Source organism: Cobetia crustatorum, assembly GCF_000591415.1.
GTDB lineage: Bacteria > Pseudomonadota > Gammaproteobacteria > Pseudomonadales > Halomonadaceae > Cobetia > Cobetia crustatorum.
The window spans coordinates 50,922-72,468 of the sequence record NZ_JEMF01000009.1 but is presented as its reverse complement, the minus strand read 5'-3'; the positions used below and the strand labels follow the sequence as shown (position 1 = coordinate 72,468).

Annotated in this window: 18 protein-coding genes and 2 pseudogenes; 5 read left to right on the top strand and 15 right to left on the bottom strand. The window is 58.4% G+C overall.

Features of this window, described 5'->3' with window-relative positions:
* Both BF12_RS18255 and BF12_RS0101980 read right to left on the bottom strand, forming a co-directional pair.
* A pseudogene (locus tag BF12_RS18255) lies at nucleotides 1–1,597 on the bottom strand (pyruvate/oxaloacetate carboxyltransferase); the annotation flags it as partial.
* Nucleotides 1,598–1,661: 64 nt separating this feature from the next.
* Nucleotides 1,662–3,077: an acetyl-CoA carboxylase biotin carboxylase subunit gene (locus tag BF12_RS0101980; protein ID WP_024950806.1), complete on the bottom strand. Its 1,416-nt coding sequence runs from the start codon at nucleotides 3,075–3,077 to the stop codon at nucleotides 1,662–1,664.
* 127 nt (nucleotides 3,078–3,204) lie between these two features.
* Between BF12_RS0101980 and BF12_RS0101975 the strand changes: the two genes are divergently transcribed.
* Nucleotides 3,205–4,191 carry a LysR family transcriptional regulator gene (locus BF12_RS0101975; RefSeq protein WP_024950805.1) on the top strand — a complete coding sequence of 329 codons (987 nt, stop codon included), beginning with the start codon at nucleotides 3,205–3,207 and terminating at the stop codon, nucleotides 4,189–4,191.
* A gap of 88 nt (nucleotides 4,192–4,279) precedes the next feature.
* Here BF12_RS0101975 and lipA read toward each other — a convergent pair whose 3' ends face one another.
* From lipA to BF12_RS0101915, 12 genes and pseudogenes are all read right to left on the bottom strand, one after another.
* Nucleotides 4,280–5,272, bottom strand: coding sequence for a lipoyl synthase (lipA, locus tag BF12_RS0101970; RefSeq protein WP_024950804.1), 993 nt, complete (start codon nucleotides 5,270–5,272; stop codon nucleotides 4,280–4,282).
* A complete protein-coding gene (lipB, locus tag BF12_RS18250; RefSeq protein ID WP_024950803.1) occupies nucleotides 5,272–5,997 on the bottom strand; it encodes a lipoyl(octanoyl) transferase LipB in 726 nt (241 codons plus the stop codon). Before lipB ends, lipA begins: the two co-directional genes overlap by 1 nt.
* A 57-nt stretch (nucleotides 5,998–6,054) precedes the next feature.
* Complete coding sequence (locus BF12_RS0101960) at nucleotides 6,055–6,342, bottom strand: HP0495 family protein (RefSeq protein WP_024950802.1); 288 nt, start codon at nucleotides 6,340–6,342, stop codon at nucleotides 6,055–6,057.
* 136 nt (nucleotides 6,343–6,478) lie between these two features.
* Entirely contained in the window at nucleotides 6,479–7,681 is a 1,203-nt protein-coding gene (locus tag BF12_RS0101955; protein ID WP_024950801.1) for a D-alanyl-D-alanine carboxypeptidase family protein, read from the bottom strand.
* Nucleotides 7,682–7,782: 101 nt separating this feature from the next.
* A complete protein-coding gene (locus BF12_RS0101950) occupies nucleotides 7,783–8,817 on the bottom strand; it encodes a septal ring lytic transglycosylase RlpA family protein (protein ID WP_024950800.1) in 1,035 nt (344 codons plus the stop codon).
* The gene (gene mltB / locus BF12_RS0101945; protein ID WP_024950799.1) at nucleotides 8,814–9,857 is read right to left on the bottom strand and encodes a lytic murein transglycosylase B; all 1,044 of its coding nucleotides are present in this window, start codon (nucleotides 9,855–9,857) and stop codon (nucleotides 8,814–8,816) included. The genes BF12_RS0101950 and mltB overlap by 4 nt, the downstream gene beginning before the upstream one ends.
* A gap of 74 nt (nucleotides 9,858–9,931) precedes the next feature.
* Nucleotides 9,932–11,080: a rod shape-determining protein RodA gene (gene rodA, locus BF12_RS0101940; protein WP_024950798.1), complete on the bottom strand. Its 1,149-nt coding sequence runs from the start codon at nucleotides 11,078–11,080 to the stop codon at nucleotides 9,932–9,934.
* Entirely contained in the window at nucleotides 11,070–13,019 is a 1,950-nt protein-coding gene (gene mrdA, locus BF12_RS0101935) for a penicillin-binding protein 2 (RefSeq protein ID WP_024950797.1), read from the bottom strand. Before mrdA ends, rodA begins: the two co-directional genes overlap by 11 nt.
* 41 nt (nucleotides 13,020–13,060) lie before the next feature.
* A pseudogene (rlmH, locus tag BF12_RS18245) lies at nucleotides 13,061–13,527 on the bottom strand (23S rRNA (pseudouridine(1915)-N(3))-methyltransferase RlmH).
* Between the two features lie 119 nt (nucleotides 13,528–13,646).
* Complete coding sequence (gene rsfS, locus BF12_RS0101925; RefSeq protein WP_024950796.1) at nucleotides 13,647–14,006, bottom strand: ribosome silencing factor; 360 nt, start codon at nucleotides 14,004–14,006, stop codon at nucleotides 13,647–13,649.
* A 139-nt stretch (nucleotides 14,007–14,145) separates the two neighbouring features.
* Nucleotides 14,146–15,003: a nicotinate-nucleotide adenylyltransferase gene (gene nadD / locus BF12_RS18240; protein WP_024950795.1), complete on the bottom strand. Its 858-nt coding sequence runs from the start codon at nucleotides 15,001–15,003 to the stop codon at nucleotides 14,146–14,148.
* The gene (locus tag BF12_RS0101915; RefSeq protein WP_024950794.1) at nucleotides 15,000–16,283 is read right to left on the bottom strand and encodes a glutamate-5-semialdehyde dehydrogenase; all 1,284 of its coding nucleotides are present in this window, start codon (nucleotides 16,281–16,283) and stop codon (nucleotides 15,000–15,002) included. Before BF12_RS0101915 ends, nadD begins: the two co-directional genes overlap by 4 nt.
* 229 nt (nucleotides 16,284–16,512) lie before the next feature.
* Here BF12_RS0101915 and BF12_RS0101910 point away from each other — a divergent pair, with 229 nt between their 5' ends.
* The 4 genes from BF12_RS0101910 to BF12_RS0101895 are packed head-to-tail and all read left to right on the top strand — an operon-like array spanning nucleotide 16,513 to nucleotide 20,806.
* A complete protein-coding gene (locus BF12_RS0101910; RefSeq protein ID WP_024950793.1) occupies nucleotides 16,513–17,454 on the top strand; it encodes a hypothetical protein in 942 nt (313 codons plus the stop codon).
* A complete protein-coding gene (locus BF12_RS0101905; protein WP_024950792.1) occupies nucleotides 17,454–18,416 on the top strand; it encodes a diguanylate cyclase domain-containing protein in 963 nt (320 codons plus the stop codon). Before BF12_RS0101910 ends, BF12_RS0101905 begins: the two co-directional genes overlap by 1 nt.
* Entirely contained in the window at nucleotides 18,413–19,873 is a 1,461-nt protein-coding gene (locus BF12_RS0101900; protein ID WP_024950791.1) for a bifunctional DedA family/phosphatase PAP2 family protein, read from the top strand. The genes BF12_RS0101905 and BF12_RS0101900 overlap by 4 nt, the downstream gene beginning before the upstream one ends.
* A 54-nt stretch (nucleotides 19,874–19,927) precedes the next feature.
* Nucleotides 19,928–20,806, top strand: a complete 879-nt coding sequence (locus BF12_RS0101895) for a DMT family transporter (RefSeq protein ID WP_051510652.1) — start codon at nucleotides 19,928–19,930, stop codon at nucleotides 20,804–20,806.
* A 72-nt stretch (nucleotides 20,807–20,878) separates the two neighbouring features.
* On the opposite strand, the gene BF12_RS0101890 is transcribed toward BF12_RS0101895, so the two are convergent.
* The gene (locus BF12_RS0101890; RefSeq protein ID WP_024950789.1) at nucleotides 20,879–21,508 is read right to left on the bottom strand and encodes a LysE family translocator; all 630 of its coding nucleotides are present in this window, start codon (nucleotides 21,506–21,508) and stop codon (nucleotides 20,879–20,881) included.
* Nucleotides 21,509–21,547: the final 39 nt, after the last annotated feature.

The following is a 21,547-nucleotide window of genomic DNA, read 5'->3' as shown; positions in this document are numbered from 1 at the left end:
CCTGCGGCCACATAGTCATCCTTGGCCTCGAACACGACCTCTTCCGGCATGCCGTCCAGCGTCAGGTAAATGTGACGCTTGCTGCCCTTGGCTCCACCCACGCCGGTGATCTGAACAGCATAGGATTCACCATGCACGTCGATCACGAACTCGGTCGGTACGCCGGAGGAAACCGGACGTTCCGCCTCACCTTGTGGCACCACTTCCGGCGCGAGCGTGCCATCGCGACGCTCAGTCAGGAAATCACGCCCCAATTCCGGGAACATGGCAAAGGTCAGTACGTCTTCAGGAGACTCGGCCAGCGCGCCCAGCTCTTCAGTCAGGCGTGCCATCTCGGGAGACAACAGATCTGCCGGGCGCCTGTTTCCACGGGGGCAGTACCGATGGCACGTGAGCGTACATCTTCATTGACGGCTGCCGGTGCCTGGCCATACCCCCCTTGCAGGTAGCGCTTCACCTCGTTGGTGATGCTCTTGTAGCGCTCGCCCGTCAGCACGTTGAGGACCGCCTGAGTGCCAACAATCTGTGAAGTCGGCGTGACCAGCGGCGGATAGCCGAGATCAGCACGTACACGCGGAATCTCATCGAAAACTTCACGAATGCGATCCAACGCATTCTGTTCTTTCAGCTGACTGGCCAGATTCGACATCATGCCGCCCGGAATCTGACTGATCTGTACCGAGACATCCTCACGCGTGAACTCGCTCTCGAAAGCGGAGTACTTGGTGCGCACTTCACGGAAGTAATCACCAATCTCACGTAATGCCTCAAGCTCAAGCCCGGTATCCCAAGGCGTGCCGCGCAGCGAGGCAACAAAGGATTCCGTCGCCGGATGACTGGTACCGCCGGCAAAGGCCGAGATGCAGGTGTCGATATGGCGACAGCCGGCCTCTACCGCCTTGATCTGACACTGCGGCGCAAGCCCTGCCGTGGCGTGGCTATGAAGATGAATCGGCACACTGACTTCGGCGACCAATGCACTGACCAGATCAAAGGTCGCATAAGGCGTCAGCAGCCCTGCCATGTCCTTGATGACGATGGAATCAGCTCCCATCTCGACCAGCTTGCGGGCCTGCTCAACGAACATCTCAAGTGTATGCACTGGGCTCACGGTGTAGCAGATAGTGCCCTGAGCATGCTTGCCAGCCTTCTTGACAGCGCGCATGGCAGTTTCCATGTTGCGCAAATCATTCAGAGCATCGAATACACGGAAGATATCGATACCACCGGCCGCTGCACGCTCCACAAAGGCTTCCACCACATCATCGGCATAGTGACGATAGCCGAGCAGATTCTGGCCACGCAGCAGCATCTGCAGTGGTGTATTCGGCATGGCTTCCTTGAGAGCTGACAGGCGCGCCCAAGGATCTTCTTTCAAGAAGCGCACACAGGCGTCAAAGGTCGCGCCGCCCCACACTTCAAGACTGTGGAAGCCGGCTTGATCGAGACGTGCAGCAATAGGCAGCATGTCTTCGGTACGCATACGGGTCGCTATCAGAGACTGATGGCCATCGCGCAGTACGACTTCGGTAACTTTAACGGTGTCAGCAGATACATCAGCAGGGGAAGCAGCGACAGAAGAAGCAATGTCAGTCATGTCAGCAATCCTTTTAATTGTAAGTGTATTTGACTAATACGAGGCTTGGCTCATGCACCCTTGCCTAAAGCCCCGCATGCGCTGCAATGGCGGCGGCAATCGCCAGAGCTGTCTGCTCCGGCAAACGCTTGACCGAATACTGAGTCAGCTCCGGATGCGCCGCGACAAAGCCAGTATCAAAATGCGCATTACGGAAGTCTGGATGCTTGAGGATTTCTTGATAGTAAGGCGCGGTGGTCTTGACTCCCTGCAGGCGCATGTCATTGAGTGCCCGCGAGCCACGATTGATGACCTCTTCCCACGTCAATCCCCACACGATCAGCTTGAGACACATGGAGTCGAAATACGGCGGAATGGTATAGCCGGTGTAGATCGCCGTATCCGTGCGCACGCCAGGCCCACCCGGCGCGTAATAGCGCGTGATGCGGCCGAAGCTCGGCAGGAAGTCATTCTTGGGGTCTTCAGCATTGATGCGGAACTGGATGGCGTAGCCGTGGTGACGAATATCTTCCTGGCGGAAAGACAACTTGTGCCCCCAGGCGATGCGAATCTGCTCACGGACGATATCCACCCCGGTGATGGCCTCGCTGATGGTGTGCTCCACCTGCACGCGAGTGTTCATCTCCATGAAGTAGATTTCATTGCCCTTGACCAGAAACTCCACCGTACCCGCATTGCGGTAACCCACGGCACGCGCAGCGCGGACGGCCATCTCACCCACATAGGAGCGCTGCTCGGGCGTCAGCTGTGGGCTGGGTGCGATCTCGATCAGCTTCTGATTGCGGCGCTGAATGGAGCAATCGCGCTCGAACAGATGAATCACGTTGTCGTGATTATCTGCGAGAATCTGCACTTCGATATGCAGCGGATCAACCACACAGCGTTCGAGGAAGACAGCAGCACTGCCGAAGGCCTTGGTCGCCTCGGAGATGACACGTCCCCATGCCTGCCCCAGCTGGTGTGCATCATCACAACGCCGGATACCACGGCCACCTCCGCCTGAGGTAGCCTTGAGCATCACCGGATAGCCAATCTTCTCTGCGACTGACAGCGCCTCTTCTACGTCAGCCAGATTACCAGCAGACCCCGGAGTCACGGGCACGCCTGCCGCTTTCATTGCAGCGCGCGCTTCGGTCTTGTCGCCCATGCGGGCGATCACATCACTGGTCGGCCCGACGAACGCGATGCCGGCGGTCTCGCAAATACGCGCAAACTCTGAATTTTCAGACAAGAAACCATAGCCCGGATGGATAGCATCACAGCCCGTCTCACGCGCCAGATCTACCAGTCGGCGCGCATCCAGATAGCCAGCGAGCGGGTCTTCACCAATGAAATGCGCCTCATCTGCGCGCTTGACGTGCAATGAGAACCGATCTGGCTCGGTGTAGACCGCGACAGAGCGGATGTCCATCTCTGCACAGGCGCGTACAATGCGCACTGCGATCTCCCCTCGGTTGGCAATCAGCAACTTGCGGAACATGGTGACTCTCCCTGCCGGAACGCTGTGGTCTTGTTATCAGACTTTCCACGCTACCCAGCGAGAGACCAATAGAAAAGTTGATATTTTTTTGCCAATCTATAAGCAAAACCTTATGACTGGGTGTGTCATGTCGCGTCCAAACCTGTTAAATCGTTTAACTTTCAGACAGTTACAAGTGTTTCAGGCAGTCTATCGCCAGCAGTCATACTCACGTGCTGCAGAGCAACTCGGCCTGACACAACCGGCAGTTAGTGCTCAAATCCGCCAATTGGAACAGGCGCTTGAACAATCGCTGTTCAAATACGCCGGCAAGACACTGCATATCTTGCCCGCTGCCAACGCTCTCGCAAGCTCTGTACAGTCGATTTTTGGCGAGGTCTCGAGCCTGCAAATGGAGCTGTCGGAGATTGCTGGCACAATCCGTGGCGAGCTGAACCTGGCCGCAGTGTCCACCGCTCAGTATGTGGTGCCACATATTCTGGCGCGCTTTCGTGCTCGCTATCCGGAAGTCTCGGTACGCCTCAAGGTCTGTAACCGCGGCCAGGCACTCGAGCGCCTCGCCGAACGCCGGGATGACCTGGTGATCATGGGCATGGTGCCGGACGACGCCAATCTGGCCTTCATGCCGATTCTGGACAATGAACTGATTCCCATCGTCTGGCCGGGCCACCCGTTGCTGACGGAAAAGGGCATCACGCTGGAAGACATGACGCAGTACTACATGCTGATGCGCGAACCGGGTTCTGGCACGCGCACCGCCTTTGAAGAGTTCGCCGCGCGCGAGCGCGTCTCGCTGCGCCATACGCTGGAGCTGGGCTCCAATGAGGCCATCAAGCAGGGTGTGATGGCACATCTCGGCGTCGCGATCCTGCCGCGCCTGGCAGTTCAGCTGGAGCTGGCCTCGGGGCTATTGGCTTCACCGTCATTGCCCGGCTTCCCGCTGCGACGCTCATGGTGCACCGTCTACCCCAAGGACCGCTATCCGACGCCGGTGACTGAGCTGTTCCTGCGCTTCGTCCGTGAGCTGCTGCCAGAGCTGAATGCGCACTTCAGTGCGCCCATGGAGCCAATGCCGGGCCATAGCGTGGCATGCCTGCCACTGGCCACCGAATAGCGTTGCACGGGGTCGCTGGCAGCCCATGAAAAAACCGCCCCGGAGAAAGTCTCCGAGGCGGTTTTTTCATGACGAGACACAGAATGTCTTACTTCACTTCCACACCATGTGCTTGCTTATCAGCGTGGTAGGAGGAGCGTACCAATGGGCCGGATGCCACATGCAAGAAGCCCATCTCACGCGCCTTCTGACCGAGCCAATCGAAGGTATCAGGATGCACCCAGCGATCGATCGGCAGGTGATTGCGTGACGGCTGCATGTACTGGCCTAGGGTCAGCATATCAACGCCGTGGTTGCGCAGATCCTGCAGCACCTCGAGCACCTGCTCGTCAGTCTCGCCCACGCCCAGCATCAAGCCAGACTTGGTCTTCACTTCCGGACGACGCTCCTTGTAGCCCTTGAGCAGATCAAGCGACCACTGGTAGTCAGCCCCCGGACGTACGCGACGATACAGGCTCGGCACGGTTTCCAGGTTGTGGTTGAAGACATCGGGTGGCGTCTGTTCGAGCACGTCCAGTGCGACCTGCATACGGCCACGGAAGTCCGGGACCAGCACTTCTATCTCGGTACCCGTGCACTTCTCGCGAATCTCGCTGATGCACTCAGCGATGTGGTTGGCACCGCCATCGCGCAGATCATCACGATCAACCGAGGTCACCACGACATAATTCAGTCGCATCTCGGCGATGGCCTCGGCCAGTTCGCGCGGCTCATCAGCATTCAGGATATTCGGGCGACCATGTGCCACATCGCAGAACGGGCAGCGACGCGTGCAAATGTCACCCATGATCATGAAGGTCGCGGTGCCACCACTGAAGCACTCACCCAGGTTCGGGCAGGAGGCTTCTTCACACACCGTGTGCAGGCCATGCTTACGCAGAGTCTGCTTGATGCGTGTGATTTCCGGTGAAGCCGGCATGCGTACGCGCAGCCAATCCGGCTTCTTGGGCAGAGTATCGGAGGGGATCACCTTAATCGGTATACGGGCGACCTTCTCGGCGCCACGCAGCTTCACGCCGCGTTCCTTACGAGCAGGAGCGGCGGACGGGGCGGGCTTCGGGGTAACGATGGTCTCGGTCATCAGTTCTGTCCTGCTGTTCGAGAAATGTCAGCCAGTGCCGCGGGCAGCCCGCTCACCGGAGTCAGGGTTACGTCGCCCAGGCTTGTACCCAGACAACGCACCAGGCGGTTACGCTCGATGGCAAGATCCACTGGCTCGCGAGTCAGGTCGCGTAGCTGGGTCATCGCCATGCCGGCATAGCCGCAGGGATTGATGCGCCCGAAAGGCGCGAGGTCCATATCCAGATTGATTGCTACACCGTGGAAGCTACAGCCACGACGGATGCGCAGCCCCAGCGAAGCAATTTTGGCCTCTTCCATCGACCGACGCGGATCATCGCCACGCTGCGCCGATTTTTTCACGTAAACACCCGGTGCATCAGGGCGCGGATACGCCTCGATATCATGTTCCGCCAGTGCCGTCACTACCGTCTTTTCCAGTGCCGTCACCAACTGACGTACACCGATGGCACTGCGCTTGACGTTAAGCAGCGGATAAAGCACTAGCTGACCCGGCCCATGAAAGGTCACCTGCCCGCCTCGGTCTGTCTGCACTACCGGAATATCACCCGGCATCAACAGATGCTCTGGCTTGCCAGCCTGACCCTGGGTAAATACTGCAGGATGCTCCACCACCCACAGCTCGTCCGGCGCATCGGCCTCGCGCGTGTCGGTGAAATGACGCATGGCCGACCACACTTCGCCGTAGGACATGAGGCCAAGATGATAGACGTGAATCGTGTTCATGCATGCGCTCCCGTACTGAAGACGCAAGATGGTGGGGGCAGACGTGTCACGTGGGCGTCACAGCACCATGTGGATACGACCAGTGGCCTTGAGGTCGCGGTGCAAGGCGTCTAGCTGCTCAGTGCTGGTAGCGATGATCACCACACGCACGCTGCGGTAGTTGCCATTCTTGCTGTCTTGCCAAGAGATGGCCGTCGCATCAAAGCCCGGCGCATGCACTTCGAGGATATTGCAGACTACTTCGACAAGATCTTCAGCAGCAGTGCCGACGATCTTGAGGGGAAAATCACAGGGATATTCGATCTTGGGGGGCGTCTGCCCACCCACTTCTGGCGTCTTGGCCATGGATATAGCCCTTCATGTAAATCTATTTCCGACCATTCTACTCAACAAAGGGCGATCCGTCAGCCGGATCGCCCTTTCTGGTCATCGTGGCCCTGATAATGACAGGTACACGACTGGCACAGTCGAGATGTTCAGGTCAGTTGAACAAGCCGTGGAAGAACAGCATCAATGCATCCCACAGACGCTTGAACAATCCACCCTGCTCCACCGACTCGAGCGCGACCAGCGGCTCTTCAGCCAACACCTTGTCATCCAGCTTGATCTGGAGAGTGCCGTACTGCTCACCCGCCTGAACCGGTGCCTTGATGGTTTCACTCACATCCAGGCGCGCAGTCAGTTTATCGGACTGACCGCTCGGCACGGTCAGGTAGACATCCTTCGCCATACCAAGACGTACCTGGTCCTTATCGCCACCCCAGACACGAGCCTGGTTAAGCACTGCGCCCTTGTCGTAGAGCTTCTTGCTTTCGAAATAGCGGAAGCCATAGGTCAAAAGTTTCTGGGACTCCTGAGCACGGGCTTCTTCGGAGCTAGTCCCCATCACGACACTGATCAAACGGGTGTCGTCCTTCTTGGCCGAGGCTACCAGACAGTAGCCCGCTTCTTCAGTGTGACCGGTCTTCAAGCCGTCAACATCCTTGTCACGCCACAGCAGCTTGTTGCGGTTAGGCTGCTTGATGCCATTCCAGGTGAAGTATTTCTGGGAGTAGATCTGATAGTGATCCGGGTAGTCCTCGATGATGCTACGCGCCAGAATCGCCAAATCATGCGCAGTGGAGTAATGCTCTGCATGCGGCAAACCAGTGGCATTCATATAGTGGGTATTTTTCATGCCCAGACGCTTGGCATGCTGGTTCATCAGGTCAGCAAAGGAACCTTCACTGCCGCCAATACGCTCAGCCAACGCGACACTGGCATCATTGCCGGACTGAATGATGACGCCATGCAGCAAGTCATCAACGGAGACGCTGGTACCTTCGCGGATGAACATACGCGAGCCGCCTGTCTTCCAGGCATTGACGCTGATGCGCACCTCCTCATCCGGGCTCAGCTTGCCGTCATCAATCTCGGTCTCGACAAGATAGGCCGTCATCATCTTGGTCAGACTGGCCGGCGGCAAGCGCTGATCAGAATTATGCTCAACCAGAATACGACCGGAATTGGCATCCATCAGAATCCACGATGACGCTGCCAGCTGCGGCGCAGCCGGGATCAGGGTATCGGTTTCAATGGCATGAACCGGACTGGCAGTAACGCTGGCCACCAGCGCAATGCCGCTGGCTGCCATCAGCGTGGCAAGCCGACGCCGGAGTGGAAGAAGTCTGGCTTTCAAGGACATGTTGGAATCTCTTTGACACTCATGCGTTAGCCGAGACGTTAGCCTCGGCCATGTTGCACCCCGTCACGGGATACATGATTAATTGACACGCTCTCACCGTCTCAGCGCGGCGCCTTGACGCTAAAGGCACCAGCGAAGCCAGCACTGGCCAGCGCCGACTTCAGGGGCTCGATACGGACATTGTCTTCCAGCGGGCCAACCTGCACCTTGTACAGATTGCCATCTCCCAGCACGCGGACCGGCCGATCAAGCGCTGTGCCAATGCGTTGACGAATGCTGTCAGCCTTGCGCTGGTCACTGACTGCCGCGACCTGCAGGAAGCTGGCCTCGCCAACCCCACCAGACGCAGCCGCGCCGGAATTGCGCGCCGCAGAGGCTACCACGGGCTTGGCAGCAACGCCCGCGCCTGAAGCAGCAGTCGTGGCAGAACCGCCCGTTGCGTCCATTTCCTCAAGCCCGGCAATACCCTGCTCACGACGAACGGCCTGACTGCGAGCCAACAGACGCTCAGATTCTGCCGTCCCCTTGGTCGGACTGGAACTCGGACGCCAAGTGGCGGCATCAAGTGCCTCGACACGCACATGACCTGTGCCATGTCCCAGCATGTCAAGGCGCCACGCCGCACTGTAAGACAGGTCAATCAGTCGATCATCATGGAACGGCCCACGATCATTGACCTTGACGATGACCTGCTTGCCATTATCCAGATTCGTGATGCGGGCATATGTCGGCAACGGCAGTCCTTTATGCGCTGCCGTCATGGTGTACATGTCGTAGACCTCGCCGCTGGCAGTGGCGTAGCCATGAAACTTCTTGCCGTACCATGAGGCAGTGCCCTCGGCGACATAGCCGCGCGGATCTTCCATTACGTTATAGCGCTTGCCCCACACCTCATACTCGCTGCGATTGCCGCTGCGCGTGTAAGGCTCTACCTGCGGCACGGCGTCCGGCACGGTAGAGACATCCGGTGCATCTTCAGGGTAGGCATCGGCGTCCATATCGTAGCGACCATTCTTACCCGCCTTCTTGCCAGTACTGGTCGATGCGCCATCACTGACCTGCGTGCCCCCACTGCTGGCACACCCGGCTAATAGTGCAAGCGCTAGTGCTAGCGGTAGCGCGCGTGACCAGCTCATCCAGCACCCCCATCCTCAAGGCGACGCTTGATCGCCTGGGACAATTCATCGACGGCCATGGCATACAGATGACTGTGGTTATAACGGGTAATGACGTAGAAGTTGTTGTAACCCACGGCGTAGCGATAGCCCTTCTTGAGGTCCAGCGCCAACGGAATGACTTGAGTGTTGCCCGACACACCATCGGCGACGTCAACACCGGCAGCCTCAAGCGCAGAAACGCTCATGTAAGGCTTCTTGGTCTTGTTGAAGGTCACGGATGACGGCGGTTTGCCCGGGCCATCTGCCACACTGACCACCGGCGCACCCGCTTTCCAGCCATGCCGTGCGAAATAATTGCCGACACTGCCGATAGCATCGACCGGGTTATTCCACAGATCACGCACACCATCACCATCGAAATCGACGGCGTAGGCCTGATAGCTGGTCGGGATGAATTGCGGATAACCCATCGCGCCGGCGTAAGAGCCCTTGATGGAGAGCGGATCGATACCCTGTTCTAGCGTCAGCTGCAGGAAGGCCGACAGCTCGCCGCGGAAGAAAGTGCCACGACGCGGGTGATCAAAGGCCAGCGTAGAGAGCGAATCGATGACGCGGTGCGTGCCGGTATGCTTGCCGAAGAAGGTCTCGACACCAATGATGGCGGCGATGACTTCCGGCGGCACGCCATATTCGGCTTCCGCACGGTCAAAGGTCTCGCGGTGCTCAGCGATAAAGCGCTTACCGGCTTCGATACGCGATTCTTTCATGAAGATGGCACGGTACTGGTCCCAGCGCAGGTGCCCCTCGGCAGGACGGGACATCGCATCCAGCACTTTCTGGCTGTAATCGGCCTGATTCATCAGCTCGGTCACACGGTCGCGATTCAGCCCCTTGGCCACCAGCTCATCTACCAGCTTGGCAGTTTCCGGGTGAGTCGCCGGCGCGAAGCCGTCCGGTGCAGCTGTAACTGCCCCGGCCATACCGAGTAGCGGTGCTGCCACTACCAGGGCAGCACCCCAGCTCTTCAGACGTCGCCCACGCGCATTGTTCACCGTCATCGACTCTCTCCTTGCCTGTCTGCGAGCTCGTGCTCGCGAATGTCCTTGCCACTCAGCCACTGCTTTACGTCGCATCAACGCGACAGCAGGCGCCGGTGAGTATGAATGCTCATGAGAATACCGAAGCCAGCCAACAAGGTCACGCTGGAGGTCCCACCATAACTGACCAATGGCAGCGGAACGCCCACCACCGGCAAAATACCGGACACCATGCCGATATTAACGAAGACGTATACGAAGAATGTCAGGATGATCGCACCGCCCGTCAAACGAGCAAAGCTATCCTGGCCATTATTCGCCATTACCAGTCCACGCAGTACGATCAACACGTACAGTGCGAGGAAAAAGCTCATACCGATCAACCCCAACTCTTCACCGATGACCGCGACGATAAAATCGGTATGCCGCTCTGGCAAGAATTCGAGTTGCGACTGGGTGCCCAGCGTATAGCCCTTACCGAAGATACCGCCGGAACCGATCGCCGTCTTGGACTGAATGATATTCCAGCCAGACCCCAGTGGATCAGACTCAGGATTCAGGAAGGTCAGCACTCGGCGACGCTGATAATCATGCATCACCATCCACAACAGCGGCATGGCGGAGGCCAGCAGAGCACCGAAGAAGGCAATCAACTTCCAGGACAGCCCCGCCAGCAGGATGACGAATACGCCAGCAGAGGCAACCAACAACGAGGTCCCAAGGTCAGGCTGGCGCGCAATCAGCAGCACCGGCGCCACGATGATCACTGCACAGACGGCAAGATCTCGCCAGCGCGGCGGCAACGGCCGCTGCCCTAACCAGCACGCCACCATCATCGGCATGGCCAGCTTCATGAGCTCGGAAGGCTGAAAGCGCACGACACCAGGAATGACCAGCCAGCGCTGCGCGCCCATGCCGACATCTCCTAGCACCTCTACCGCCACCAACATCAGGAAGCCGCCCCCGTAGACAACCGGCGCCCAGCGATACAAGGTGCCAGGCGACAGCTGGGCCAAGCCAATCATGACACCTAACGCCAGCGCCTGACGCGATGCCTGGCGCAGCGTGAAATCAATATCCTGGCCGCTGGCGCTGTACAGCACGATCAGCCCACAGCCGAGCACGATCAACAGCAGCAACAGCAGCCATGGGTCCAGATGCATCCGCTCCCAGAGACTGGTGCGACGGCGTTGGTTGAGATCGCCGCCCATTCCGCGCATCGAACGCTGATAATCAGTCGGCATTGCTCTCTCCTTGCTCACCTTCACTGTCTAACGGCTCTGGAGGTGGCTTGAGAGCCTCGACCAAGGCAAGCGCAGTATCACGCGCCGCAGGTTCGATTCGCGGCAACAGCCAGTAATCCGTCACTGCGCGCGCCATCGGGCCTGCCACAGAGCTGCCACCCTGGCCGTTCTCGATGACGACCGAGACCGCTATCTCGGGATCCTCGACCGGTGCAAAGGCCGCAAACAAGGCATGGTCACGCAGACGTTCCGCCAGTTCCTTGCCGTTGTACTTCTGATCTTGCCCAAGCGTGAAGACCTGTGCAGTACCTGACTTTCCTGCCATGCGATACTTGAGACCAGGACCAACATACTTGCGTGCTGTCCCCTCACGGCCGCTGACCACATCCTCGAGTGCCGAGATGACATCGTCCCACCAGGCAGGATTGTCCAGCACGATCGGCGGCTTTTGATCACTCTCGGGCAACAGCACCGCGTCATCGCCAATCCGTTTGGCCAGATGTGGCTGTACCTGCTTGCCACGATTGGCCAGCGTCGCCTCGGCGGCAGCCAGTTGCAGCGGTGTCGCCAGCCAATAGCCCTGACCAATACCGATGGAGATGGTTTCACCGGGATACCACGGCTTATTGTAACGATTGCGCTTCCATTCCTTGGAGGGCATCAACCCCGGCAACGCCCCCTGAACATCTAATGCAGTCTGCTCGCCAAAGCCGAACTTGTGCATATACTCACTGATGCGATCGATGCCCAGCCGGTAGGCGACATTGTAGAAATAGGTGTCATTGGAGACGGCAATGCCACGCCGCATATTGACGCGACCATGTCCCCAGCGCAGCCAATTACGATACTTGTGACTGTCGTTGGGCAACTGGAAGTAACCGGGATCGAAAAAGGTCGTACTCGTGGTAATGGCACCATTTTCAAGACCCGCCAATGACATGAAGGGCTTGACGGTAGAGGCAGGCGGGTACTGACCACGGATGGCGCGATTGAATAGCGGAAGATCGAGATCGGTACGCAGCGCGCGATAACTCTTGACACTGATGCCAGTCACGAACTCATTGGAATTGAAGCCTGGCACCGAGGCCATGGCAAGAATCTCACCCGTTTTGGGTTCGATGGCAACAATTGCCCCCCGCCGCCCTTTGAGCAGCCGATAGGCAAGATCTTGCAAGCCACGGTCAACAGTGAGGGTCAAATCCTTGCCAGGGACCGGATCAGTGCGCGACAGCTCGCGTAGCACACGGCCACGGGCGTTGGTTTCCACCTTGCGCAGTCCGGCCTGCCCGTGCAATTGCTCTTCATAGAAGCGCTCAATGCCCGTCTTGCCGATGAAGTGGGTGCCTGAGTAGTTGCCCTTGTCGAGCGTCTTGAGTTCTGCCTGATTGATGCGCCCAACATATCCCAACGTATGGGATAGCGGCTTGGCATCGGGGTAATAACGCAGTAACTGAGCCTCGACCTCAACGCCAGGCAGGCGGTAGCGGTTGACCGCAAGACGGGCAATCTGCTCCTGGCTCAGCTCGCTCATCAGCAAGGCAGGCTGGTAGGGACGCTGACGCTGGCGCGAGCGTTCCTTGAAGTCTTCAATCTCATCCGGCGGAAGATCAAGAATCTCCACCAGACGCTCAAGCGTTGTCTCGAGATCGACAGCGCGCTCACGCACGATGGTCAGGTTGTAATTGGGACGATTTTCAGCGAGCAGGCGACCATTGCGGTCGTAGATCAAGCCGCGAGTGGGCGGCAAGGGCTCGACACGCACGCGGTTCTTGTCCGAACGCGTGGTGTAGATATCGTGTTCAACAACCTGAAGGAAGAACAGTCGTGCCAACAGGCAGCAGGCCAGCACCAAGACAAGGCTGGCAGCCACGATGCTGCGAAGGCGAAAGATCCGCACTTCCTGTTGGGGATTCTTGATCGTCGCCCGGCGTTGGCGCATGCGGGTCTCGCAACTTGTGTCTTGTCGCAAGCGACTGGCGCTTACCGGTGATAAGGATGCCCGACCAGTAATGTCCAGGCACGGTAGAGCTGTTCCGCCAGCACAATACGCACCAGCGGATGCGGCAGAGTCAATGCCGAGAGTGACCAGCGCTGGTCGCACGTGCCAACAAACGTGGATCGAGTCCGTCGGGGCCACCAATCAAAATGGCCACATCGCGCCCACCCAGTCGCCAGTCATCTGCATGACGGGAAAGCTGTTCGGTACTCCAAGCCTTACCTAGGACATCAAGGGCAACAACATGTTCATTTCCCTTGAGTTTTTCCAGCATCCGGTCGCCTTCACTGGCCATGGCACGGGCGATGTCCGCATTCTTGCCGCGATTGCCGGGCGCCAGCTCGATGAACTCAAGCGAAAAATCTCGCGGCATGCGCTTGAGATATTCTCGGCTACCCTTCTCCACCCAATCGGGCATTTTCTGCCCGACTGCCAATACTCGGATCTTCATGTCCTGCCCCATGCGTTGTCATATCATCCGGCAGTGCCGTTGACAGGCATGCGTCCGCCTTTGGCGCTTTTCTGCCTTGCCCGACGCTTTCGCTCTCACACGTCAGCCAAATACAGGCATTAGCTGCGCTGTTCGTACTCTTCACGCGTCTCGCGGGGCAGATCGCTCCACAGACGCTCGAGGTCATACAGTGCACGGGTTTCCGGCAGCATGACGTGAAGGACGACGTCGCCCAGATCCAGCAGCACCCAGTCGGAACCGTTGTCGCCTTCACAGCCTAGCGGCTTCACACCCGCTTCCTTGACCTTGACTTGCACATTGTTGGCCAGTGCAGCGATATGCCGGCTGGAAGTACCAGTGGCAATGACCATGATATCAGTGACGCTAGTCAGCTTTGAGACATTGATCTCGCTGATTTCCTGGGCCTTGAGGTCTTCAAGTGCGTCGATAACCAGGTTTTTAAGAGCTTCGGTCTGCATGTTTCCTCGGGAGTTTGTTCGGCAGGGGGCGCATTCTACCCGCTGGGAGTGCGCGCGCCTATGGGCATCGTCAATCTACTCACCAAAGGCAAGTCATGAAGGCATTCCATGGCACTATTTCACGCAGATAACGACAGTTTCATTCCGACTGTGGACGATAAAGATCGTGCGCTTCAATGTGCCTGATCACCGTCTCAGGCAGTAGATAGCGCACGCTATCCCCCAATGCCAGTCGTTCGCGCACGAAGGTCGCGCTAATGGCCATCCGTGTCGGCAATGATAACCGCAACAACTGCCCACCCGGTCGTGCCATCAATGCCTGTACCGTTTCAACTTCGCGCCCAGCAATCAAGGCTTCAAGTGCTGGTGGCAAGGGCGCATCGTGATCCGGCCGCTCAATCACGACGACATGAGCATCATCAAAAAGGCGCTCAGCAGCGTGCCATTCACCCAACTTCAGGAAGGCATCATGGCCAATCGCCATCACCAGACGCGCCTGCGGGCCATATTCCGCACGCAGGCTCGCTAGAGTATCGGCACTGTAGGACGGACCCTCACGAAATAACTCACGGTCATCCGCCATGAGGCCTGGCTCACCTGCAATCGCGACTTCCAACATGGCCAGTCGCTCTTCGCTACTGACGCCAGGTGCCTCACGGTGTGGTGGCTGGTGGCACGGAATCAGGCGCACATGATCCAGCCCCAGCGCTTCGCGCAGCTCGATGGCGCTGCGTAGATGGCCATGATGGATAGGATCAAAGGTACCTCCCAGCATCGCTACACGCGGCACAGGACCAAGACAACCTTCAAACCCGCGACTTGTCTCGCTCGCTTCTTCCAAGCGAGAGTGATCATGCTCGTGGGGACTCGTGTCGTGTACCGCCTCACGCTCCTGCGCGCTGCCATCGACATTCAGCGGACGCTGACTATCGTCCAGCGCCCGAGGCGAGAAGACTGGTGCGTGTTGAAGAGCACGTTGAATGTCGTCGTGTTTCACTGACGAATATGCCCTTCACCAAACACGACATACTTGCGCGTAGTCAGCCCCTCCAGACCTACCGGTCCGCGGGCATGCAGCTTGTCAGTCGAGATGCCGATCTCGGCACCTAGTCCATATTCAAAACCATCGGCAAAGCGGGTGGAGGCATTGACCATCACCGAGCTTGAATCGACTTCTGCCATGAAGCGCCGCGCCAGAGAATAGTTTTCAGTGATGATGGCCTCAGTATGTCCTGAGCTGTGGCGTTCGATGTGCGCCATCGCCGCTTCAATGCCATCGACGATACGAATGGCCAGAATCGGTGCAAGGTATTCGGTGTCCCAATCTTCTGCGCTGGCCGTCACCGCCTGCGGCAACAGTGCACAGGTGCGCTCACAGCCTCGCATCTCTACATCATGCGCCGCCAGGCGCTCAGCGATACGCGGCAACACCTCAGCGGCCACGGGAGCATCAATCAGCAGCGTTTCCATGGTATTGCAAGTGCCATAACGATGCGTCTTGGCGTTCTCGGCGATGTTCACCGCCATGTCGAGGTCTGCCGTGGCATCGATATAGACATGACAGATGCCATCGAGATGCTTGATGACCGGCACGCGCGCGTCACGAGAGATACGCGCGATGAGACTCTTGCCGCCACGCGGGATGATGACGTCGACAAACTCGGACATCGTGATCAACTGGCCGACAGCGGCGCGATCCGTCGTCGCGACGACCTGCACCGCCGTCGCCGGCAAGCCCGCCATGATCAGCGCTTCGCTGATGATCTCGCCGAGTGCACGGTTACTGGCAGCGGCTTCGGAGCCGCCACGTAGGATGCAAGCATTACCGGACTTGAGGCATAGGCTAGCCGCTTCGATGGTCACATTGGGGCGCGACTCGAAGATGATGCCGATCACGCCCAACGGCACACGCATGTGACCGACCTGAATGCCACTGGGACGATAGCGCAACCCGTCAACTTCGCCGACCGGATCTGGCAGTGCCGTCACCTGCTCGAGCCCTTCGATCATGGCGTCGATACGCGGCGTGGTCAGCGCCAGCCGGTCCACCATCGCGTCTGACAGGTCATTGGCACGCGCGCGCACCAAATCTTCGCCATTGGCTTCGATAAGCGCATCACGGCGCTCGTCAATCAATCGCGCCATGGTCTGCAGGGCGCGATTCTTGATGCCGCTATCGACACGTCGCATCACGACGCTTGCCGCACGTGCCTCATGCCCCAGACGGTTCATGTAAGCTACGACATCTGTAATGTCGTACTTGCCCTGCTCGCTCATGTGCCTTGCCTCGCTTGTTTGAGTTGTCCACGATCGGTAGCCACTGACCCATCATCATCCGGCTTGCGGAGGAGTCAAAGGTGCCCTGATGATCGCAGGCGCTTTGGAAACTCGCCGTTTGGGGTATGCTGCCCACTGATTTGCACAAGACTGCTTGTCTAATACTGCTCGGCCAAGGAAAACGGCCAGCTTCATACCATCCACGGGAAAGGTGCCAATATAAGACACCATGGAGATCAAGTTCAAAGTCCGCATCAGTCAGTTCGTCTGCCTGCTCGGCTCTGTGCTGCTGCTGCTGGAAGCAGCTCGCCAGATCAGCCTCGGCCTGACGGTCACTGCACTGCTGCTTGCCGTGGGGGGCACCATGCTGTTGGTTGTCTCTCTGGCCCACGAGCTATTTGCCCTCAGCTGGTTCAGAACACTGGTCATGCTCAGCGTCGCGCTCATCATGTCGGCGCTGATACTGCTGGCGCCAGAACAACACCTGATGTGGCTGTGGGGCTTCCCCGTTCTGCTGCTGTACCCACGTCCACGCTGGTTAGCTCCCGCATGCGCAGCCATCGGTCTTGTCACGACCTGGTACGCCCTCAGGCCGCTGGGCAGTGACTGGCTAAGCCTTGGTATCGGCATCACTGCGACCCTGATGGCGCTCGGTGCCATTGGCGGACGGCGTCAGCAACACGTCTGGCATCAACTGGAGCGCCGCGGCCGCCGCGACCCGAATCGGGCTATCTGGTCACAATACCAGCTGATGCGTGATCTACCGCGAGAAATTGCGCGTGCTGATCGCGAAGGCATTCATATCGAGCTGATACTGTTGGCACCTGTCATGCCCGGCCGCCTCGTCCGTCGACGCCTGATGAACACACTGGACAGCGCAGCGATGGCGCATGAAACCCGCTATATACTCAACGGCGGCTGCCTGGCGGTACTGTTGGTAACGCGAGCTGAACGCATGGCCAGCCTGAGACGGCGCCAGCTGATAGAGCATCTCGCCATGCAGGTACGTGCGCGCATTCAGCCCTTGAACAACGGCGATATACATGCGCTTGATCTGACCAACCTTGGTCTCAATCTGGCTCAAGAAAGCGAACTGATCACGCTATTGTCCCCTCTGTCCTCTCGCGCTGACTCGCAGGATATCGCCTCGCATAGGGAGGTTGACGACTGATGCCATTTCTTACTGCTCTCACTCATACCCGCGATCACCGTCAACTCGCCAACCGCAAGACATTGATCATGCTACTGGCGACGTTAGTGATCGCCACCTATGCCCTGTGGCGTTATCTTGTCGGCGATTTCGACCATATTCTAACGCCAGTGTTATCAACACTCCTGATGGGCATTGCCACTGGGCTCAACCTCCTCGATGACGAAAATCCCCTACCCTCCTATCTCACGCTGATTGCCAGCTATTTGATGCTGGCGCTGGAAGCACCAGGGGCCTATCCGGGGCTATCGCTATGGCTGGGGCTGCCCTGCATTCTGACGCTGCTGCTGCTGCCACTCGCACCGGCCATGTTGCTCAATCTGGTGCTAGCTCCATTATGGTTATGGTTGCTAGGGCAGCAGGATGACAACTTTGGGGAAGAGTTACGTTATCTGTGCTTACTGTTGGTCGCCAGCCAACCCTTCGTCATCAATAGTTTGCAAGCCGACTTCATGACGCTGACTGCCAGCGAAGAAACCGAGTGCAACGCGTTCAATGCCAGTACCGGCCGGGAGCGTCTGACCAGTGAGGCGGCACGCGCCAGAGCGCTGGACCAGCCATTGAGTATTCTGGTGATCTATCTCCCCCAGCTGGAAATGCTCAGCGAACAGTTCGGCGAAGACAGACGCATCGAATGCCTATCCACGGCAAGCGAAGTCATGCAGGACATCTCTCGTCTGGGAGACTTGTTGTGTCGTAGCGATAAAGCCACCTTGTGGCTGATGCTACCCAATACCGGTGAGGCCGGCGCCCTGATCATGCGTGAACGCCTGACCGCAGCACTCGCCGCGACCACTCAACCGGAAACCGGATCAATCATTGCCCGCGCCCGCCTAGTGATTTACAAGGCCAGTGACACGTCGCAAAAACTCGAGCAACGCCTGCTGGCTGCCCAGCTTGCCCTGATGGATCTCAATGAATGAGCAACACCCTTGCCACACTGACCCACTGGCTAGACCCCACCACATTGATGGCAGTGCTTAGCGATCATCCCATCGCACTCATCAGTATCATCGGCCTTGTCTCCCTGCTTGAATCCCTCGCCATCATCGGGCTATTGGTCCCTGGCGTGGTCATCCTCACCGCGGGTGCATCGCTAGCCGGTCATCTTGAACTGTCGTTACCATTGCTACTGATATCGGGCGCGCTTGGCGCCATTATCGGCGATGGTGTCAGTTTTTGGCTGGGTGTCCGCTATCGTGATCAGCTCCCCGGACGCTGGCCTTTCTCACGCCATCCAGAGTGGCTGGACCACGGCCAGCAGTTCTTTCATCGTCACGGCAGCTGGTCGATCGCCTTCGGGCGTTTCGTCGGCCCAGTGCGGCCCATCATTCCGCTGGTGGCTGGCATGCTGAACATGCCACCCGCGAAATTCTTTCTGGTCAATGGCCTGTCGGCGCTGGCATGGTCACCGGCCTACCTGCTGCCGGGCTACCTGCTAGGTCAGACTTGGCAGTCACTATTTACGCTTCCTGATGGAGCTAACGGCCTACTCATAGGGTTCGCGTGCGGACTGATTCTATGCGCCTTTGCCTTTTCCTTCCTGCGCCGCCAGTTGGGTCGTGAAGGTCGCCTGTACCACTGGCTGGCATGTCGGATGCGCAAGACCTCATCGGGACGTCGTCTATGGTGGCAACTGCGCCATCCTGACCCTGAGGGCGAGTTTCCGCTCGCCTCGATGGCACTGCTGATCTTTGCCGTCATCAGTGTGCCAGCCATGAGCCTGACAGCACTGGCACACCCTGAGCCCTGGTGGATCGATCGCGTAGCAGCTTCGCTGGCCATCAGTCTCAATGCGCTAGTACCGAATAACTTCCTGCATCAAGTGAGCCTGATACTGTCTCAGCTGGGCGATGGTAGCGGCATGGCAGCGCTGGTCGCACCGTGGTTGTTATGGCTACTGCTCAAACGCCGTCATGCTGCCTGGCTGCACCTGACAGCTGCCTGGGTTGGTATCGCGTGCGCCAACACCGTACTCAAGTACTTGATTCAACGCCCCAGACCCGGCACGCCAGCCTTTCTCGAAGGTTCAATGTCGTTCCCAAGTGCACATACGGCTGGCGCGGTGGCCGTATTCGGCCTGGCTGCTGCCTTCATTGCTGAACGACAGCCTTCATCAAGACGTCGCTGGATTTACTGGGGAGCAATTGCGCTCTGCACCCTGATAGGCCTGTCACGCATCACACTCGGCGTACATTACCTCAGCGATATCCTCGGTGGTGCCTGCCTGGGCTTACTGGTCTGTGCCTTGGTACGTATCAGCTACCCGGCCTTCGTACGTCAGCCGCCAGTACCTGCTACGCAACCGCTCCCCGTGCTCTGGCTAAGCGCTATCAGCCTGCTGCTGCTGCTGGCCCGAATCCTGTGGCTACCGCTTTAGCCAGCCCGAACTCATCCAGCTTTCGATAACAAGATCTTTATCACGAGGATACTCATGCCCGGTCCCGCAGCCCCTCCCGCCAATCAGCCACAGGCCCTGATGGCGATTCATCTCGGTATCGCCTTGTTAGGCGGCACCGCACTATTCTCGAAAAGCCTGCCGCTATCAGCACTCGATATCACCACCTGGCGCAGCCTGCTCGCGGGGCTCTTCCTATTGTGGATTGCACGCCTGAAGTGGAATGTTTCGCTGCGCTTGAGTGGGCGGGACTGGGCGCTGATCGGCCTGGCTGGCTTGCTGATGGCGGTCCACTGGGTCAGCTACTTCCATGCCATGCAAGTATCATCGGTAGCGACCGGCATGCTGGCATTGTTTACTTATCCGATATTCATCGTGTTATTAGAACCCTGGGTCGAGGGCACGCGCCTGAAAGCACGCGATCTCGCTGCTGCTGCACTGGTCTGCGTAGGCGTATGGCTACTGGTACCAGGCGGTAACGGCAATGTAGATAGTGATAGTCTGGCGGGAGTGCTGTGGGGCGTATTCTCGGGGCTACTGTTCGCGATACGCAACCTGTTGGTGCGCTATCGTTTGAGCCACATCAATCCAGTGCTGTCGATGAGTTTGCAGGCGCTTGGCGTAGTCGTTCTCACCTTGCCGTTTGCTTCTGGTGACATCATGGACTCAAGCCCAGGCACCGGTATCGCCATGCTGGTACTGGCGATCGTCTTCACTGCGACACCCCATGCATTGATGACCTTTGCCCTCGGCGGTCTCAAGGCCAAGACCGTCGGCATGATTGGCTGCATGCAGCCTGTCTACGGCGTGCTGTTGGCTTGGTTAATCCTCGGCGAAGTACCGACCTGGATGACGCTGGTGGGTGGCAGCTTCATCGTGGCGGCGGCGGCGCTGGAAACATTACGCCGCAATTGACCAGGCTGATAGACACAGAAAGGCCCGCCATTGGCGGGCCTTTCTGTGTCTGGCGACATTGCAATCATGCGCTCATCCCGTGGCGAGCCAGATGCCCACGCCAATCATCAGGGTACCTGCGACGCGATTCATCAGTCGCACACGCGACCCGCGACCCAGCCAACGTGCCAATCCGCTACCACCACCGGCGTAAAGCATCAGACAACTGAATTCCAGCGTCAGAATGATGCCGACCAGCGCCACCAACTGCGGAGCCATCGGCAGACTGGCGTCCAGAAACGGCGGAAGTAGCGCGATGAAGAAGGCCCAGCCCTTGGGGTTGGCAATCGCGGTCACGAAGCCTTGCGTGGCCAGTTCACGCCGCGAGGCACGCGGTGCCGCACTGGCCTCACCTGCAGCGCCCAGTGCCAGACGCCCACGCGAGCGCCACATCTGGATACCCAGCCATGCCAGATAGGCTCCACCCGCCAGCTTGAAGGCCGAGAATACCATCGGGTAGCGCAGCATGATGGTGGCAACCCCAATCACCGCTGATACCGCCACCAACCCAACTCCCAGCAGCTCACCCACCATCATCCATAGAGTGCGCTTGACGCCCTGCGTCATGCCCAGCGTCATCGCCAATGTCATGCACATGCCCGGCGTCAGCGAGACCAGAAAAAAAGTCGGCACGAACACCGACAGCAATGACCAGTTCAACATTCTCTGCACTCCGTGTGCTTTTAATCTGTTTTCGCTATC

Coding starts and splice junctions, on each gene's coding strand:
- mrdA (WP_024950797.1), bottom strand. CDS start 13,019: ATGCGCCAACGCCGGGCGACGATCAAGAATCCCCAACAGGAAGTGCGG.
- BF12_RS0101955 (WP_024950801.1), bottom strand. CDS start 7,681: ATGTCCTTGAAAGCCAGACTTCTTCCACTCCGGCGTCGGCTTGCCACG.
- BF12_RS0101975 (WP_024950805.1), top strand. CDS start 3,205: ATGTCGCGTCCAAACCTGTTAAATCGTTTAACTTTCAGACAGTTACAA.
- BF12_RS0101915 (WP_024950794.1), bottom strand. CDS start 16,283: ATGAGCGAGCAGGGCAAGTACGACATTACAGATGTCGTAGCTTACATG.
- BF12_RS0101895 (WP_051510652.1), top strand. CDS start 19,928: ATGCCCGGTCCCGCAGCCCCTCCCGCCAATCAGCCACAGGCCCTGATG.
- rodA (WP_024950798.1), bottom strand. CDS start 11,080: ATGCCGACTGATTATCAGCGTTCGATGCGCGGAATGGGCGGCGATCTC.
- BF12_RS0101905 (WP_024950792.1), top strand. CDS start 17,454: ATGCCATTTCTTACTGCTCTCACTCATACCCGCGATCACCGTCAACTC.
- BF12_RS0101900 (WP_024950791.1), top strand. CDS start 18,413: ATGAGCAACACCCTTGCCACACTGACCCACTGGCTAGACCCCACCACA.
- BF12_RS0101960 (WP_024950802.1), bottom strand. CDS start 6,342: ATGGCCAAGACGCCAGAAGTGGGTGGGCAGACGCCCCCCAAGATCGAA.
- lipB (WP_024950803.1), bottom strand. CDS start 5,997: ATGAACACGATTCACGTCTATCATCTTGGCCTCATGTCCTACGGCGAA.
- BF12_RS0101890 (WP_024950789.1), bottom strand. CDS start 21,508: ATGTTGAACTGGTCATTGCTGTCGGTGTTCGTGCCGACTTTTTTTCTG.
- BF12_RS0101950 (WP_024950800.1), bottom strand. CDS start 8,817: ATGAGCTGGTCACGCGCGCTACCGCTAGCACTAGCGCTTGCACTATTA.
- BF12_RS0101910 (WP_024950793.1), top strand. CDS start 16,513: ATGGAGATCAAGTTCAAAGTCCGCATCAGTCAGTTCGTCTGCCTGCTC.
- mltB (WP_024950799.1), bottom strand. CDS start 9,857: ATGACGGTGAACAATGCGCGTGGGCGACGTCTGAAGAGCTGGGGTGCT.
- lipA (WP_024950804.1), bottom strand. CDS start 5,272: ATGACCGAGACCATCGTTACCCCGAAGCCCGCCCCGTCCGCCGCTCCT.
- BF12_RS0101980 (WP_024950806.1), bottom strand. CDS start 3,077: ATGTTCCGCAAGTTGCTGATTGCCAACCGAGGGGAGATCGCAGTGCGC.
- rsfS (WP_024950796.1), bottom strand. CDS start 14,006: ATGCAGACCGAAGCTCTTAAAAACCTGGTTATCGACGCACTTGAAGAC.